This is a genomic window from Kitasatospora sp. NPDC023176 (genome assembly GCF_055560495.1).
Genome location: NZ_JBVHIP010000002.1, coordinates 51,501 through 65,878, shown reverse-complemented (window position 1 = coordinate 65,878; position 14,378 = coordinate 51,501). Strand labels below are relative to the sequence as shown.

Annotated in this window: 13 protein-coding genes; 5 read left to right on the top strand and 8 right to left on the bottom strand. The window is 76.0% G+C overall.

Annotated elements, in window-relative coordinates:
* Window positions 1-18: 18 nt before the first annotated feature.
* The 4 genes from ACZ3YL_RS04470 to ACZ3YL_RS04455 are packed head-to-tail and all read left to right on the top strand — an operon-like array spanning window position 19 to window position 2,182.
* The gene (locus tag ACZ3YL_RS04470; protein WP_465655338.1) at window positions 19-642 is read left to right on the top strand and encodes an ATP-binding protein; all 624 of its coding nucleotides are present in this window, start codon (window positions 19-21) and stop codon (window positions 640-642) included.
* 13 nt (window positions 643-655) lie between these two features.
* On the top strand, window positions 656-1,528 hold the full coding sequence (locus tag ACZ3YL_RS04465) for a glycosyltransferase family 2 protein (protein WP_465655336.1): 873 nt from the start codon (window positions 656-658) through the stop codon (window positions 1,526-1,528).
* A gap of 43 nt (window positions 1,529-1,571) precedes the next feature.
* Entirely contained in the window at window positions 1,572-1,814 is a 243-nt protein-coding gene (locus tag ACZ3YL_RS04460) for a plasmid mobilization protein (protein WP_188306951.1), read from the top strand.
* A complete protein-coding gene (locus tag ACZ3YL_RS04455) occupies window positions 1,811-2,182 on the top strand; it encodes a fic family toxin-antitoxin system, toxin component (protein ID WP_188306952.1) in 372 nt (123 codons plus the stop codon). Before ACZ3YL_RS04460 ends, ACZ3YL_RS04455 begins: the two co-directional genes overlap by 4 nt.
* A 71-nt stretch (window positions 2,183-2,253) precedes the next feature.
* Here the strand turns inward: ACZ3YL_RS04455 and ACZ3YL_RS04450 are convergent, their stop codons facing one another.
* The 6 genes from ACZ3YL_RS04450 to ACZ3YL_RS04425 form a co-directional block, all read right to left on the bottom strand.
* Window positions 2,254-3,615 carry a Fic family protein gene (locus ACZ3YL_RS04450; RefSeq protein ID WP_465655334.1) on the bottom strand — a complete coding sequence of 454 codons (1,362 nt, stop codon included), beginning with the start codon at window positions 3,613-3,615 and terminating at the stop codon, window positions 2,254-2,256.
* A 40-nt stretch (window positions 3,616-3,655) separates the two neighbouring features.
* Window positions 3,656-4,312 (bottom strand): DJ-1/PfpI family protein, encoded by a 657-nt coding sequence (locus ACZ3YL_RS04445; RefSeq protein ID WP_465655333.1) that lies wholly within the window; start codon window positions 4,310-4,312, stop codon window positions 3,656-3,658.
* A gap of 11 nt (window positions 4,313-4,323) precedes the next feature.
* Complete coding sequence (locus ACZ3YL_RS04440; protein WP_188306955.1) at window positions 4,324-5,310, bottom strand: GlxA family transcriptional regulator; 987 nt, start codon at window positions 5,308-5,310, stop codon at window positions 4,324-4,326.
* A gap of 283 nt (window positions 5,311-5,593) precedes the next feature.
* Window positions 5,594-6,892, bottom strand: coding sequence for a lanthionine synthetase C family protein (locus tag ACZ3YL_RS04435; protein ID WP_465655331.1), 1,299 nt, complete (start codon window positions 6,890-6,892; stop codon window positions 5,594-5,596).
* Window positions 6,889-10,044 (bottom strand): lantibiotic dehydratase, encoded by a 3,156-nt coding sequence (locus ACZ3YL_RS04430; RefSeq protein ID WP_465655329.1) that lies wholly within the window; start codon window positions 10,042-10,044, stop codon window positions 6,889-6,891. The genes ACZ3YL_RS04435 and ACZ3YL_RS04430 overlap by 4 nt, the downstream gene beginning before the upstream one ends.
* A gap of 90 nt (window positions 10,045-10,134) precedes the next feature.
* Window positions 10,135-10,272 carry a hypothetical protein gene (locus tag ACZ3YL_RS04425; protein ID WP_188310224.1) on the bottom strand — a complete coding sequence of 46 codons (138 nt, stop codon included), beginning with the start codon at window positions 10,270-10,272 and terminating at the stop codon, window positions 10,135-10,137.
* Between the two features lie 298 nt (window positions 10,273-10,570).
* Between ACZ3YL_RS04425 and ACZ3YL_RS04420 the strand changes: the two genes are divergently transcribed.
* On the top strand, window positions 10,571-13,603 hold the full coding sequence (locus tag ACZ3YL_RS04420; RefSeq protein WP_465655327.1) for an AfsR/SARP family transcriptional regulator: 3,033 nt from the start codon (window positions 10,571-10,573) through the stop codon (window positions 13,601-13,603).
* 9 nt (window positions 13,604-13,612) lie between these two features.
* On the opposite strand, the gene ACZ3YL_RS04415 is transcribed toward ACZ3YL_RS04420, so the two are convergent.
* Together ACZ3YL_RS04415 and ACZ3YL_RS04410 are read right to left on the bottom strand one after the other, a co-directional pair.
* The gene (locus tag ACZ3YL_RS04415) at window positions 13,613-13,840 is read right to left on the bottom strand and encodes a hypothetical protein (RefSeq protein ID WP_188310223.1); all 228 of its coding nucleotides are present in this window, start codon (window positions 13,838-13,840) and stop codon (window positions 13,613-13,615) included.
* 209 nt (window positions 13,841-14,049) lie between these two features.
* Window positions 14,050-14,355: a hypothetical protein gene (locus ACZ3YL_RS04410; protein ID WP_465655326.1), complete on the bottom strand. Its 306-nt coding sequence runs from the start codon at window positions 14,353-14,355 to the stop codon at window positions 14,050-14,052.
* Window positions 14,356-14,378: the final 23 nt, after the last annotated feature.

The following is a 14,378-nucleotide window of genomic DNA, read 5'->3' as shown; positions in this document are numbered from 1 at the left end:
CTCGGGCATACTCCTCGGATGGACGGAAGCAGCAGGGCCGACTGGAGCAACACCACCCATGACTGGGCAGCCGCCGTGGACGGCGAGCACCTCGCGCGGATCCGGGCGGACGCGGCCGGGTACGCGCCGGGCGGGGTGGCGCACCTTGTGCTGGAGGTGCTGGCGTACGCCGCCGACGAGGCGGCCGCGCGCGGGAGCGGCCGGTGCGTCGTCACCCTGCACGCCGACGGCGCGGTCTCCGTCCGGGACGACGGGCGGGGCACCGACACCCGGGTCGACGAGCGCGGCGAGGTGGTCAAGAAGCCGGTCATGGCGACCAAGGACCTGCGCTTCTTCGACCACCCCGGGGCGGAGGCGCTCCCGGACGGGCACCCGCGCCGGGGCATGTCCGTGGTCGCGGCGCTGAGCACCCGGCTGCTGCACACCAACCGCCGGCTCAACGGCGCCTGGACCCAGCGCTACGAGCACGGCCTGCCGGCGACCGGTCTGGACCCGGTCGAGCCCGACGGGACCACCGGCACCTGCGTGACCTTCCACCCGGACGCGTCGTTGCTTCCGCGGGGCCCGTTGGACGCGGAGCGGCTGGGCCGGTGGGCGGCGCGCTGGCCCGCGCTGGCGGTCCGGGTGGAGAACGGCGGATAGGAAGCGGTTGCGGATGGGCGTGACGCTGGGCGTGGTGGTGCTGACGATGGGCGACCGGCCCCGGGAACTGCGGGCGCTGCTCGACTCGGTGGCCGCCCAGGAGGGCGGTGGCGCGACGGTCGTGGTCCTCGGCCAGGGCGCCCGGCTGCCCGAACTCCCGCCCTGGGTGCACGCCGTGGAACTCCCCGAGAACCTCGGCATCCCCGGCGGCCGCAACGCCGGCATCGAACGGCTGCGCCGGCTCGGCGGCGTGGACGTCGTGGTGAACCTGGACGACGACGGGCTGCTGCCCCGCACCGACACCTTCCGGCTGGTCCGCGAGGCCTTCGAGGACGACCCGCGCCTCGGCGTGGTCGGCTTCCGGATCGCCGACGAGACCGGGCACACCCAGCGCCGGCACGTCCCGCGCCTCGGCGCCGCCGGCCCGCTGCGCTCCGGCGAGGTCACCGGCTTCCTGGGCGGCGGCCACGCCATCCGGATGGACGTCTTCGCCCAGGTGGGCGACTTCTGCGCGCAGTTCTTCTACGCCCACGAGGAGACCGACTTCGCCTGGCGCGCCCTCGACGCCGGCTGGACCGTCCACTACCGCGCCGACCTGCTGCTCCGGCACCCGCGCACCGACCCCGCCCGGCACACCGGGTACTACCGCCGCACCGCCCGCAACCGGGTCTGGCTGGCCAAGCGTCACCTGCCCGCCCCGCTGGTGCCGCTCTACCTGGCCTCCTGGACGCTCTACACACTGAGCCGGCGCCCGCCGAGGGCCGGGCTGCGGGCGTGGTGCGCCGGTTTCCTGGAGGGCGTCCGCACCCCGTGCCCGCCGCGCCGCCCGATCCGCTGGGCCACGGTGTGGCGGATGGCCCGGCTGGGGCGGCCGCCGGTGTACTGAGGCCGCCTTGTAGCGGGCGCTACCGGCGGCTACGCTCGCCGCCATGAAGCAGCTGAACGTCCGACTGGACGACGCCGTGCACGAGGCCCTGGAGCAGCGCGCGGAGGCCGCCGGGATGAGCCTGCCGGACTACGCCCGCAGGGTGCTGGCGGAGGAGGCGGACGAACGGCGCGAGCGGTTCCTGACCGCCGCCGCCCACTTCGCCCAGGCCTGGGCGCCCGCCTTCGAGGAGGAGTTCGGGCCCTACCCGCGCAGCACCCGCGACGCCACGGCGGACGCGGCGTGATCCTGCGGATCGACCGGGTCTGGCTGCTCGACATCGCCCACCAGTTCCTGCCGAACGACCCGGACGTCACCGACTACGGCACCCTGGCCGCCGCCGTGGCCCGGCACGCAGACGAGGTCATGGACGTGCCGGTGTACGGTGCCGTGCACCAGCGCGCGGCCGCGCTGATGCACCAGCTGATCCGCGCCCCGGCCCTGGAGTCCGCCAACGAGCACTTCGCCGCCGTGGTCGCCGCCTCCTACCTGAGCGCCTCGGGCGTGATCGTGACCGCCGAGCCCAAGCAGGCCGTGGAGCTGGCCGCCCGGATCCGCGCCGGGAACGCCGACGTACGGGAGAGCGCGGCGGCGATCCGCAGCTGGTACCGCTGAGGCGGGCTCAACGGGCGGCTGGACACCGGACGTCGGACGGGTCGACTTCTCGTGCGCACCGGCGGGGCCGCTCAGGCCGCCCGGCGGCGGGTCTCCGCGAGGTGGGTGTCGAGGAAGCCGGCGAGGAACACCGCGCCCGACGGGTCGGCGGCGCGGTAACCCAGCCGGCGCAGCAGGCCGACGCTGTCCAGGGCGACGCCCTCGCGGGCCAGGACGAAGACCAGGACGAGGAAGGCGCAGCGCGCGTTGCCGTCGTCGAAGGGGTGGAAGAAGCACACGTCCAGGTAGGCGCGCGCGGCGCGGGCGGCCAGTGGGAGGGGGCGCGCGGCATCCGGCGCGCTCTCGGCCAGACAGGCGTCGAGCCGGGCCCGGGTGTCCGGGCCGATGCCGTAGCGCTCCCGGCCCTCCTTGGCGAAGGCGGGCAGGGTGCGGAACTCCGGCGGCCGCGCGGTGCCGAGGACGTGCTGCTGCCAGCGCCGGAGCAGGCCGAAGTCGAGGTCCGCACCGCGCGCGGCGTCGGCCCGCAGCAGGTCGAGCGCGGCGAGCAGGCCGTCCGCACGGGCGGGGTCGATGGCGGCGTCGAAGGCACGGATGGACTCGGCGGCGCCGTCGCGGGCCGGGGTCACCGGTCCGTCCGCGGCAGCTGCGGACGGCTCGGGCCAGGCGATCGTGCCACGGGTGGTGAGCCAGCCCGCCAGGTGGTCCGGCGTGGGGCCGTCCGGCCGCACGCCGCTGTCCTCCGGCCGCAGCGAGCGCGCGATCCGCTCGGCGACGTCGTCGATCAGCACCAGGTCCGGGGCGGTCCAGCTCTTGAACCGTCCGCCGATCGCCTGCCCGACCAGCCGCTCGGCGGCCGCCGGATCGAATCCCCAGCGGTCGAGGAACCAGGTGAGCACCTGCCGGCAGTGCCCGAACCAGGCGCTCTCGTGCCCGGTGAAGTCGGAGACCTGCTGGATCAGGTTCCGGACGGCACGCTCCCAGAGGATCCGCTGGCCGTCGACGGCGGCGGGATCCAGGGGGTACGCCTCGAACCGGCCGGCCAGCAGCTCCAGCCAATCGCGCCACTCGCACAATGAGCTGACGACGCGTCCGACCGTCTCCTCCGGGGTGGTGATCGAGTGCGAGGTGCAGCACCAGGTGCCGACCGGTCCGCCGTCGTAGTCCGCCTCGCCGACCGACCAGCGCCAGCCCAGCGCCCACCGGCCGTAGCGCTGCGCCAGCGCGTAGGACATCGCGTCGGCCCACGGAGTGCCCACGTCCGAGCGCCAGGCGGAGGACGCGGGATCGAGGACGTGGAAGTCGGGCCGGGCGGGCGCCCGGTGGGCGGGCCCGAGCGCGCGCACCACCTCGGCTGCGGCGTCGTGGTCGAAGGGATGGCGGGCGGGGTCAACCTCGGCCCACGTCAGGCTGAAGGGGGCCAGATCCAGAGTCACCGGGCAAGACTGGCGACCCGCCGGCCCGCGATCAACCGATTTACGGACGATCCTGCGGCCGCGCGGCGGAGCGGTGCGGACCGTTCGCCAGGTACTCCTTCGCCTCCGTGGAGGCCTTGGCGTAGGAGCCCGAGTCGAAGGGCGGCTGGGGGTCGTACTCGATGGCGAGCTGGAAGGCCTCGGCGGCGACCCGGCCGGCGATCAGTTCGGCCAGCCGCAGCGCCATGTCGATGCCCGAGGACACCCCGGCGGCGGTCACGATGCCGCCGGGCTGCTCCACGACGCGCTGCGCCGTGTACCTGGCGCCGTACGACTCCAGGGTGTCGACGGCGCTCCAGTGGGTGGTGGCCGCCAGGCCGTCGAGCAGGCCGGCCGCGCCGAGCAGCAGGGAGCCGGTGCAGACCGAGGTGGTCCAGGTGCTGGTGGCGTGGATGCGGCGGATCCAGTCCAGCAGCAGCCGGTCGTCGAGCCCGCGGCGCGCGCCCGGGCCGCCGGGGACCAGCAGGACGTCGGCCGCCGTGACGTCCTCGAAGGAGGCGGGGGCGAGGAGGCCGAGCGAGCCGTCGCCGTCCGCGTGGACGCCCGCAGTGGCGGCGGCGAAGAGGACCTCGGCCTCCGGCAGCATCCGGAGGACCTCGTACGGGCCGACGGCGTCCAGAGCGGTGAAGCCGTCGAAGAGCGGGATGACGATGCGCACGGGCGGGCCTTTCAGACCTGGACGGGGTGGGCGGAGAAGCGCCTGCGGTAGTCACCGGGGGTGACGTGCAGGGCGCGTTTGAAGCTGCGGTGCAGGGTCGCGACGGTGCCGAAGCCGCAGGAGTGGGCCACCGCGCCGAGCTTGGCGCTCGTCGTCTCCAGCAGCCGCCGGGCGGCCTCGACCCGGACGCTCTCGACGTACGCGGCGGGGGTGCGGCCGGTCTCCGCCCGGAAGACCCGGGTGAAGTTCCGTTCGCTCATCGCGGCGCGGGCGGCCAGGGCGGGCACGCCGAGGTCGGCGTCGGGGTGGTCGGCGATCCAGGCGAGGATCTCGCGCAGGGGTGCCCGCTCCGGTCGCTGGGCGGCCAGTTGGGCGCTGAACTGCGCCTGACCGCCCGGGCGTTGGACGAACATCACCAGTCGGCGGGCGATCGTGCGGGAGACCTCCGGCCCGTGGTCGGCCTCGGTCATGGCGAGTGCGAGGTCCATGCCGGCGGTGATCCCGGCCGAGGTCCACAGCTCGCCGTCGCGGACGAAGATCGGGTCGGGATCGACGGTGACCAGCGGGTGGCGTTCGGCCAGGCGGGCGCAGTGCGACCAGTGGGTGACCGCGCGCCGCCCGTCGAGGAGTCCGGCCGCGCCCAGCAGGAAGGCGCCGCTGCACACCGAGGCGGTGCGGCGGGAGCGCCGGGCGGTGCGGGCGAACCAGTCGACGAACCGGCGGTCCTCGCAGGCCTGGTGGACGCCCTCACCGCCGACGGCGACGAGGGTGTCCACCGGCGCGTCGGCCTCGTCGAGTCCGTCGAACTCGTCGATGGTCCGGGTCGGGGAGACGGCGAGACCGCTGCTGGCCGGCACCGGTCCGGGCGCGGCGGCCACGGTGTCGATGACGACGCCGCCGGTCAGCCGCCCCGCATGGGTGAAGACCTCGTGGGGGCCGGTCAGATCGAGGATCTGGAAGTCCGGGAAGACGGCGAAGACGATGCGCGGGCTGCTCACCTCCCCAGCCTGGCCGGGCCCGGCCGTTGGCGGCAAGGACACGCATATGACGATTTCCGCCATGCCCCCTGGTGCGGATGGTCAGGGCGCCCAGGGCAGGCGGAGGGCCTCCGGCTCGGGATCGGCCGGCGGGGCCTCGATCAGCGCCGGGGGACCGGCGACCTTGGGTGGCTTGGGCCTCGGGCGGCGGGCGTCGGGGTGGTGGGCGTCCGGCGGCGGGCCTCGGGGTGGTGGGGTGCGGGGTGGGGGGTGCCACCGATCGCTCGGGCCGGTGGTGCGGCGGTCAGGCGAGCAGCAGGGCGCGGTCCCAGCAGGTGGCGGGGGCGTGGTCGGTGGCGAAGGTGTGCAGGGCGAGGGCGGCTCCGGCGGCGCCGGTGAGGAAGCCGGCCGGGTCGTCCGTCCAGCCGTGCCTGGTGCGGGGCTCGACGAAGCCGAACGGGCCATCTGGGTCCGTGAGTTGAAGCAGTCGGGCGGCCAGGGTGGGGAGGCGCTGGGCCGTCCGGCGGTCGGTGCCGTCCTGGGCGATGCGCCAGGCGCACTGCAGCAGTCCGCCCCAGCCGTGGCAGAGCCCGGCGTCGGTGAGGGCCTCGCCGCTGCGGTCCAGGGCGGCGAGCAGCGCCGCCTCTGCGGTGCGGCACCAGGACGGCACGTCGAGTGCCAGCCCGGCGAGTTGCAGGGCGCGGGCGATGCCGGGGGAGCCGTAGCACCAGGACGGGCGGCCGGGTGCCTCCGCGACGCCGGGTGCCTCCGCGATGCCGGGTGCCGGTTCCACGGAGGCCGGCCACCACGGCCCGGCCCGGTCCGTCCGGACCTCGCCGAGCAGCCACTGCGCCAGCCGGGTGATCGCCTCGGCCTGCCCCGGCACCCGCACCCCCTGCCGCCAGGCCAGCGCGAGCAGCGCGAGCGGGCCCGGGGCGCCGTGCGCCAGCCCGAGGTTGGCGTGGCCCAGTCCGGGGGTGACGGTGCGGTAGCTGTGGACGTCCTGGGCGACCCACCAGCCGGGCAGCCCGGCCAGCGGCTCGGTGAGTGCCACCAGGCTCCTCAGCGCCTCCTCCGTCGCCGGGCGGTCCTGGTCGAGCAGGACGGCGCCGAGCCCGGCCAGGCCGGAGATCAGGTCGTAGGACTCCAGCGCGGTGTGGTCCGTGCCGTCGGCGATCCGCTGCCGCTCGCGGTGGGCCAGCCGCTCGGCCAGGACGGCGGTCTCGCCGCGCAGGTGGGCGCGGGCCGAGCGGTAGTCCTGCGGGCCGGCGGCGGCCCGGGGCAGGGCGAAGCAGAGCGCGGGCACGGTGTCGTACAGCCCGGTGCCGGGTGCGGCGGCGCGGGCCGAGCGGGCGGCGAGGGCGAGCCAGGTGTGCGCGGTGCCGCGGAACGTGTCGTCGTAGCGGGCGAGTTCGGCGTACAGCAGGGCGATGCCGGGGGCGCCGCCCGCGAGGCCGTTCCGGTCCCACGGGCGGCCGGTGGCGGCGAGGGCGGCGGCCACCCGCTCGGGGTCGGCGAGCCGTTCGGCGGTGGCGGCGACGGCTGCGGCGGCGCGTTCGCGCAGCGGCGTGATGGTGATGGCGCGGTCGGTGGAGGGGCTCATGCGATCGCTCCTGCGACTCCTGCGACTCCTGCGGCTCCGGCGGCTCCGACGGGTTCGACAGCTCCGGCGGCTCCAATGGCTCCGGCGGTGCCGAGCGCGGCCAGCCGTCCGTGGTAGGCCCGGACCGTGCGCCGGGCCAGGGCGAGCGAGCGTTCCTCGCCGGTGCGGTCCACCCCGATCAGCCGGTTGTGGTGCAGGTGCAGCAGCGCGCCGAGCGCGGTGTCGGTGCTGCTCCAGCGCTCGTCCAGGCGTGCGCGGTAGGCGGCCAGGGCGGCCGCGCGCTCGTCCCAGGAGGCGAGGAGGTCGCTGCCGCCGGGAAGTCGGCCGAGTTCCGTCCAGTGGCCGCTGGGGTCGATCAGGGTGCGGGCCTGTCCCCGTACGGCCGGGGGGAGTTGGTGCCGTTCGGTGGCACGGTAGCGGCGGGTCAGCAGTCCGAGGTCGCCGAAGTGGTGTGCCAGGTCGACGTAGTTGGCCGCGACCAGGGTCAACGGGTCGAGGTTCAGGCGCCGTTCGCGCAGCAGCCGCAGCTGGACCAGGCAGGAGCGGCTGTCCGCCGCGAACACCCGCTCGGCGGCCGCCATCGCCGCCGGGCCGCCGTAGCGTTCCAGTTCGGGTTCGTAGCCGTCCAGGACGAGCCGCTCGGCGAGTCCGGCGGCGGCCAGCCGGTCGGCCCAGGCGCCGAGGGCGGGCAGCAGTTCGGCGCAGAGCGCGGCCAGGCTGCCGTGGAAGCGCAGTCGCAGGTGCGGCTGCGGGTCGAGGTAGCGGATGAAGAACCAGCGGTCGACCGCCGCCGGCAGTTCGGCCAGCAGCTCGGGAAGCTGTCGGCCGAGCAGTTCGTCCTGCCGGGCGGTGGAGCAGTACAGCTTGGCGTACAGCCAGGGCGAGGAGCCGGGGCTGTGCACCGTGCGGCGCCGGGGCGGGGCCACGGCCGGGGTGCGGGTCGTTCCGGGGGAGCGGCGGACCAGCGGTAACGCCAGCTCGTTGCTGCGCCCGCCCTCGCCGAGCCAGCCGGCCGACTCCTGCGGCACCTCCTGGAGGTGGCCGTCGGCGGAGCCGGTCCAGGCGTGGTGCAGCAGCTCCCGGTGCCGGTCGTCCGCCAGGTCGAGCGTGATCCGCTGGTCCTCGCTGACGCTCTGCACCACGCGCGGCACCCGCCAGCGGCGCCGCCACTCCTCCAGCCGGGTCGACCACCGCTCGTACGGAAGGGCGGCGTCGCGCAGCGCAGCGTCCTCGGGGCGCCAGCGGGCCGGGCTGAGCACGGTGCGGCCGTGCCGCACCCGGGGCAGGAAGGGCAGCGCGTCGGCGGCGCCCCAGCGCCAGCGCGGCCAGGCGCCGACGCCGCTGCGCGAGAGCTCGTCCAGTAGCCGGGCGGCGTTGGGCGCGTGGACGTCGGTGGCCAGCATGTGCGGCACTGTCGGCACCACCTCGCGGCCGAGCCGGCGGGAGACCACGGCGAGCCGGGCGTGGTCGGCGACCACCGCGAGGTCGGCGAGGCCGAGGGTGTCCGCCGCCGTACGGTCGGCGAACTGGGCGAGCGTGACGGTGTAAGGCAGCAGCTGCGGCACCCGGGCCACGTTGCCGGTGTGGGCGCGCGGGGTGCGGAAGTCCAGCTGGGCGCGGACGGCCTCCGGGTTGTCGGTGGGCAGGGTGCGCACCGACTCGGTCAGCGGTCGGCCGGCCTCGCCCAGCAGCGGGGCGAAGCGGCCCGCCATCGCCCCGGCGGTGGCGCCGACGCCGCTCACCACCAGGGTGAACTCGCCGTCCGCGAGCGCCTCGGGCGAGGCGGCCCGCAGCTCGACCAGCAGGTCCAGTGAGGGCGGCGCGGTGTCGGTGGTGCCGTCGTCGGTCGTGCCGCTGCCGGTCGGGTCGCCGAGTCGGGCCAGCAGTGCGTCGTCGAGCACCAGCTCGCGCTCGCCGCTCGCCGCGGCCTGCTGGGCGAGCGCCAGCAGCAGGTCGTCGCGCAGGTCGGCGGGCTCGCCGGGCCGCAGCGCCCGGGTGCTGCGCGGCAGCAGGTAGCCGGCGGGCGCGTCCAGGCCGCGTTCGGGGTCGAGCAGTTCGAGCAGCGGTACGGCGCGGCCCAGGCCGTACCGCTCCAGGAAGTCCTCGTGGTACTGCCGCAGGTGGGCCGGCCCCGGTCGCCCCGCCGAGACCGCCCACAGGGCGTCCGCGGCCCGCTCGACCTCCCGGCGGACGGCGGGCGGCAGCCGCACCTCGACGTCCAGGCCGAGGTCGACCTGCACCAGCCGCTCGGCGGGGTGCAGCCGCCGCATCCGTTCGGTGAGGGCCCGCCAGCGGGGCAGTCCGGCGCCGGGAGCGGTGCGCTCGTAGGCGGCCAAGTCGGCTTGCACGGACCGGAGTTCGTCCGCGATCGGGAGGTCGGACAGCCGGGCCAGCAGGTGCCCGACCGGATCCGGCTCGGTGGCCGGCGGCAGCAGGTCGGTCAGCAGGATCTGGGTGCGGACCAGCTCGCCCAGCAGCCAGTCCACCGCCGCGTCCTCCACCTGCGGGTGGGCGGCCAGCACGGCCCGGTGCAGGTCCGTCCAGGACAGCGGCTCGGCGGCGTGCTCCAGCACGGTGCGGATCGCCGCGGTACGGCGGACCGACAGCTCCCGCCCGGCCGTGCGCTGCTCCGCGCCCGGAACCGGGAGGTAGGGCAGCACCAGGCGGTCGTCGCGCACCTGGCACAGGTCGTTGGCGGTCACCCGCAGCCCGCGCAGCACGGGCTGCTCGCGCTCCAGCGCGGCGACCAGCCCGGTCAGCCACTCCTGGTCGGGCCGGGCCGCCTTGCGCGGTTGCCCGCCCCAGCGGACGGCGGGGTGGTCGGCGAAGCGGGCGGTGGCGACCCCGGCCATCAGGCCGAACGGGGTGGCCCGGTCGGACATCCGCAGCCGGTACCGGGTGAGCGCCCGGGCCGCCTTGCGCAGCTGCTTGGGCCGCACCGGCAGCCCCGCCTCGACCAGGTCGAGCACCCGGCTGAGCGAGGGGCTGGAAACGGCGACGGCCTCGCGCAGCAGGTCGTCGCGGAGTGCGGCGCGCAGCTGGTCGAGGTCGGTGTCCCGCGGGGCGGGGTGTTCGGGCAGGGCGCGGGCCGGCCGGACGGCGGCCCGCAGCAGGGCGACCTCGCCACAGGCGAAGGTCGGGCTGTCCGGCATGGCGGGCTCTCCTACAGGGGGCGGAGGGGGAGGCGGTGGGTCCGGTGCGGCGGCCGGGGGGGAAGGGGCCGCCGCACCGGGAACTCGACGTCAGTCGCAGCAGCGCGAGTTGCGGGTCGAGTTGCAGGAGAACGGCCAGGAACCGCTGGCGGCCGCGTTCTGCGCCTCGGTCTCCTCCTGGGCCGGGGCGCTGATCTCCAGGACGTCGAGCTCGAGGATGTCGTTCATGGCGAACCACCTTGTCAACGGGATCCAGTGTGTTGTCGTCAGACGAACCGGCTCACCGGTGTTCCGTAGGCTCCGCGACCCTTCCGGCATCAGAAACACTAGGCAGGACCGATCAACGCTCGATCGACCGAAGGTCAACGCCCGCGCGACCCCGATCGACGGCCGATCAACGCGGCCGTGCAGCGCCCCCGCCGGTGCCGCTCGGGTCTCGGCACCGGGCCCTTCGTCTGCTTACTCTGTGCACCGAACGAATGAAGATCGACAGCCGCGTGACCCGCGGCCGGACAGGGGGCACGGCGTGGTCGAAGGACTCGTGGGGCTCGGGTTCTCGGTGCTGGGACCGATGCGCGGCCGGCGTGACGGCGAAGCCCTGCGGCTCGGCAGTCCGCAGCAGCAGGCGATGCTCGCCGTCCTGCTGCTGCGCCCGGGCGGGGCCGCGGGTGCGGCCGACCTGATCGAGGCGCTCTGGGGCGAGGAACCGCCCCAGGCCGCGATCACCACCGTGCGCACCTACGCCTGGCGGCTGCGCAAACTGCTGGAACCGGGCCACGGCACGCCCGCCGTCCTGGTCTCACTCGGCGACGGCTACCGGCTGGTGCTGCCCCCGGAGGCGGTGGACGCCCAGCGGGCCGAACGGCTGGCGATCCGCGCCGAGGCCGAGGCGACGGCCGGCCGCCCCGCACAGGCGCGCGAACTGCTCAACGAGGCACTGGAGTTGTGGCAGGGCGAACCACTGGCCGGGATCCCCGGCCCGTACGCCCAGCGCCAGCGCGACCGGCTCGGGGAGCTACGGCTCGCCCTGCTGGAGGAACGCCTCGACCTCGACCTGACGCTCGGCCGGGCGGCCCGTTGCGTCCCCGAGCTGACCGCGCTGACCACCGAGCACCCGCTGCGCGAGCGGCCGCACACCCTGCTGATGCGGGCGCTCAGCCGCAGCGGCCGGCAGGCCGACGCCCTGGCGGCGTTCCGGCGGGTGCGCGAGGTGCTGGTGGAGCAGCTGGGCGTCGAGCCGGGGCCGGAGCTCTCCGAGTTGCACCGGCGGATCCTGAGTGGGGAGGAGTGCGAGGGGGCCCCGGCGGAGCCGCAGGTGGTCGTGGAGGCGGCGGATGAGGCTCCGGTGCCGCCCGCAGCCCCCTCCGGTGCGCCGAGACCAGCCCAACTCCCTCCCGCACCAGGCGACTTCGTCGGCCGATCGGCCCAGGTCGAGACCATCCGGGCCGCCCTCAGCGCCCCGGCCCGGGACGCCCTGCCGATGGTGTCCGTGGTCGGCATGGGCGGCGTCGGCAAGACGGCGCTGGCCGTCCACGCCGCCCACGGCGTCCGCGGCGCCTTCCCCGACGGCGAGCTGTACGCCGACCTGCGCGGCGCCGACGCCCTCCCGGCCAGCCCCGCCGACGTGCTTGCCGCCTTCCTGGCCGCGCTCGGCACCCGCCCCGAGGCCATCCCCGACAGCACCGCCGACCGCACCGCGCTGTTCCGCTCGCTCACCGACGGCCGTCGCCTGCTGGTCGTCCTGGACAACGCCCGCGACACCGCGCAGATCCGCCCCCTGCTGCCCGGCTCGCCCGACTGCGCCGCGCTGGTCACCAGCCGCACCCGCCCCAGCAGCCTGCCCGCCGCCGTCCAGCTGGACCTGGACGTCTTCACCCCCGAGGAAGCCGTCGACCTGCTCGGCCGGGTGATCGGCCGGCCCCGCCTGGACGCCGAGCCGCAGGCCGCCCTGGACCTGACGGCGGCCTGCGGCTACCTGCCGCTCGCCGTCCGCATCACCGCCGCTCGGCTCGCCGCGCGCCCGCGCTGGACCGTTGCCAGCCTCGGCGAGCGGCTCGCCGACGAACAGCGCCGGATCGACGAGCTGCGGATGGGCGACCTGGCCGTCGGCGCGGCCTTCGAACTCGGCTACCGCCAGCTGACCCCCGACCAGGCCCGTGCCTTCCGGCTGGCCGCCTGGTGCGAGGGCCCCGACCTCGGCCTGGACGCTGCCGCGGCACTGCTCGACCTCCCGGCGGACGAGGCCGAGGAACTGCTGGAGTCCCTGGTCGACGCCGCGATGCTGGACTCGCTCACCGCCGGCCGCTACCGCTACCACGACCTGCTGCGCGGTTTCGCCCGTCGGACCTCCCGCACCTCCCGCACCTCCCGCGCTGACGGCGTCTCCCGCGCTGACGGCGCCGACGACACCGAGGAGGAGACGGCGGCCCGCGCCCGGCTGCTCGGCCACCTGCTGGCCGGCGCCCGTACGGCGTTCCAGCTCGCGGTGCCCGGCGACCCGGTGGCCGGGGCGCTCGGTGACGCCGGCACCGACGGGCACGAGAGCGGTGGCCCGGTACTCCGGGACCTGTCCGCGGCGCGGGCCTGGGCCCGGGCGGAGGGCCCCGGCGCCATCGCGCTGGCCGGGCGGATCGCCGGCGAGGCCGGCCCGGGTACCCGACTCCGCCCGGTGACCGACCTGTTGATCGCCCTCAGCCCCTTCGGACCCGGCGAACTCGGCGACCGGCTGGAAGCAGCGGTGCTCGCCCTGGTCGGCGCCGCCACCACCGGCGGCGACCGCTTCGCCGAAGGCCGGGCCCGGTTCCTGCGCTTCGGGCTCGCCCTCGCCGCCACCCGGCTGGACGAGGCCCGCGTCGAGGCGGAACTCGCCGAACGGGCCAGCCGCGCGGCCGGCGACACCGTCATCCTGCGCCAGGTGCTCAACGGCCTCGGCGTGATCGCCCAGACGCTGCGCCACAACGAGGAGGCGATCCGCCGCTTCGAGGAGTCGGTCGATCTCGCCCGCGAACTGGGCCACCGCTCCGGTGCGGTGACCGGCACCGTCAACGCCGCGCTCGCCAAGGTCCGGCACGGCCGGGCCGAGGAGGCGGCCGACACCTGCGAGCGGGTCCTGCCCGAGGTCCGCGCACTCGGCGACACCGCCGGCACCGCGTACACCCTCTACGTCCTCGGCCTCGCTTTGCACGGCCTCGGCCGCTACCAGGAGGCCGCCGACCGCTGCCGGGAGTGCCGGGCCGTCGCCGCCGCCGCGGGCCGCCGCGACCGGGAGGCCCTGGCGGGCGTGCGCCTCGCCGAGTGCTTGCTCGCCCTGGGCCAGGCCGGACAGGCGGCCGAGGAGGCGGAGACGGCCCTGGCCATCACCGTGGCGACCGGCGCCCGCCGCGACCAGGGGTACGCACTGGTCGTCCTCGGCCGTTCCCTCGCCGAACTCGGCCGCCCGGCCGCCTCCCGGGAGCGCCTGCACGAGGCGCACGCCATCTTCGAGAGCCTCGGCCTCCCGGACGCCGCCGACGTCGCGACCCTCCTCGGCGAGCTGGTCACCCTGCCCGCCGAGGAGTGAGCACCGGGGTCAGTGCTTGGGCTTCACACAGGTCACGCACCAGGCCCCGGTGGCGTTCCACTCGTCGCTCCGCTGCTCGCCACCCGGCCCCGTCACGCTCCCGGCCGCCTGTTGGGTGCCCCCCTGCCGCGCGGCCTGCGCCGACGCGCCGACCTGCGGCAGGACGGCCAGCCCCACGGCCACCGCCACCGAGGCGAGTCGGGCTGCGATGCGGGTGCTGCTGCGGTGGTTGACCATCCGAATGCGCCTCTCTGCAAGCTGTCCACCGGCCCCCGGTGGAGCCAGTACGCTCGCACACCCCGATCAACACAGGATCAACGCCGGTGCCGCGCTGAGCAGGGCCGTTCATCAACGGGCCAGGCCCAGCACCCGGTTCAGATCACCCTCGGCGATACCCGGCCATCGCCGCCCGCCATCGCGGCCCGGCGGCGCCTACCGAGCGGCGCCTACCGAGCGGAGCGCAGTGCCTGCCGCAGCTGGTCGACGGTCGGGGTGTCGCAGAGCGCGCCGTGGGTGTCCCGGTACAGCCGGCAGGAGTGGGCAGCGGGCTGGCCGGGTTCGGCGAAGGGGTCGGTGCCGTCGATCAGCAGGGTCGGCGAGCCGTGCGGGCCGAGCGCCTCCGCCTGCTCGCCGTCGACCACCGTCACCCAGTCCACCGCCCGGGCCGGCCGTCCGCCGAGGGCCTCGGCGAGCCGCTCCCGCAGCAGCGGGGCGTTCGGGCAGTCGGGAACCGCCAGGATGGTCAGCTCCATCGCCCTCCACGTCCTCTTGTCGT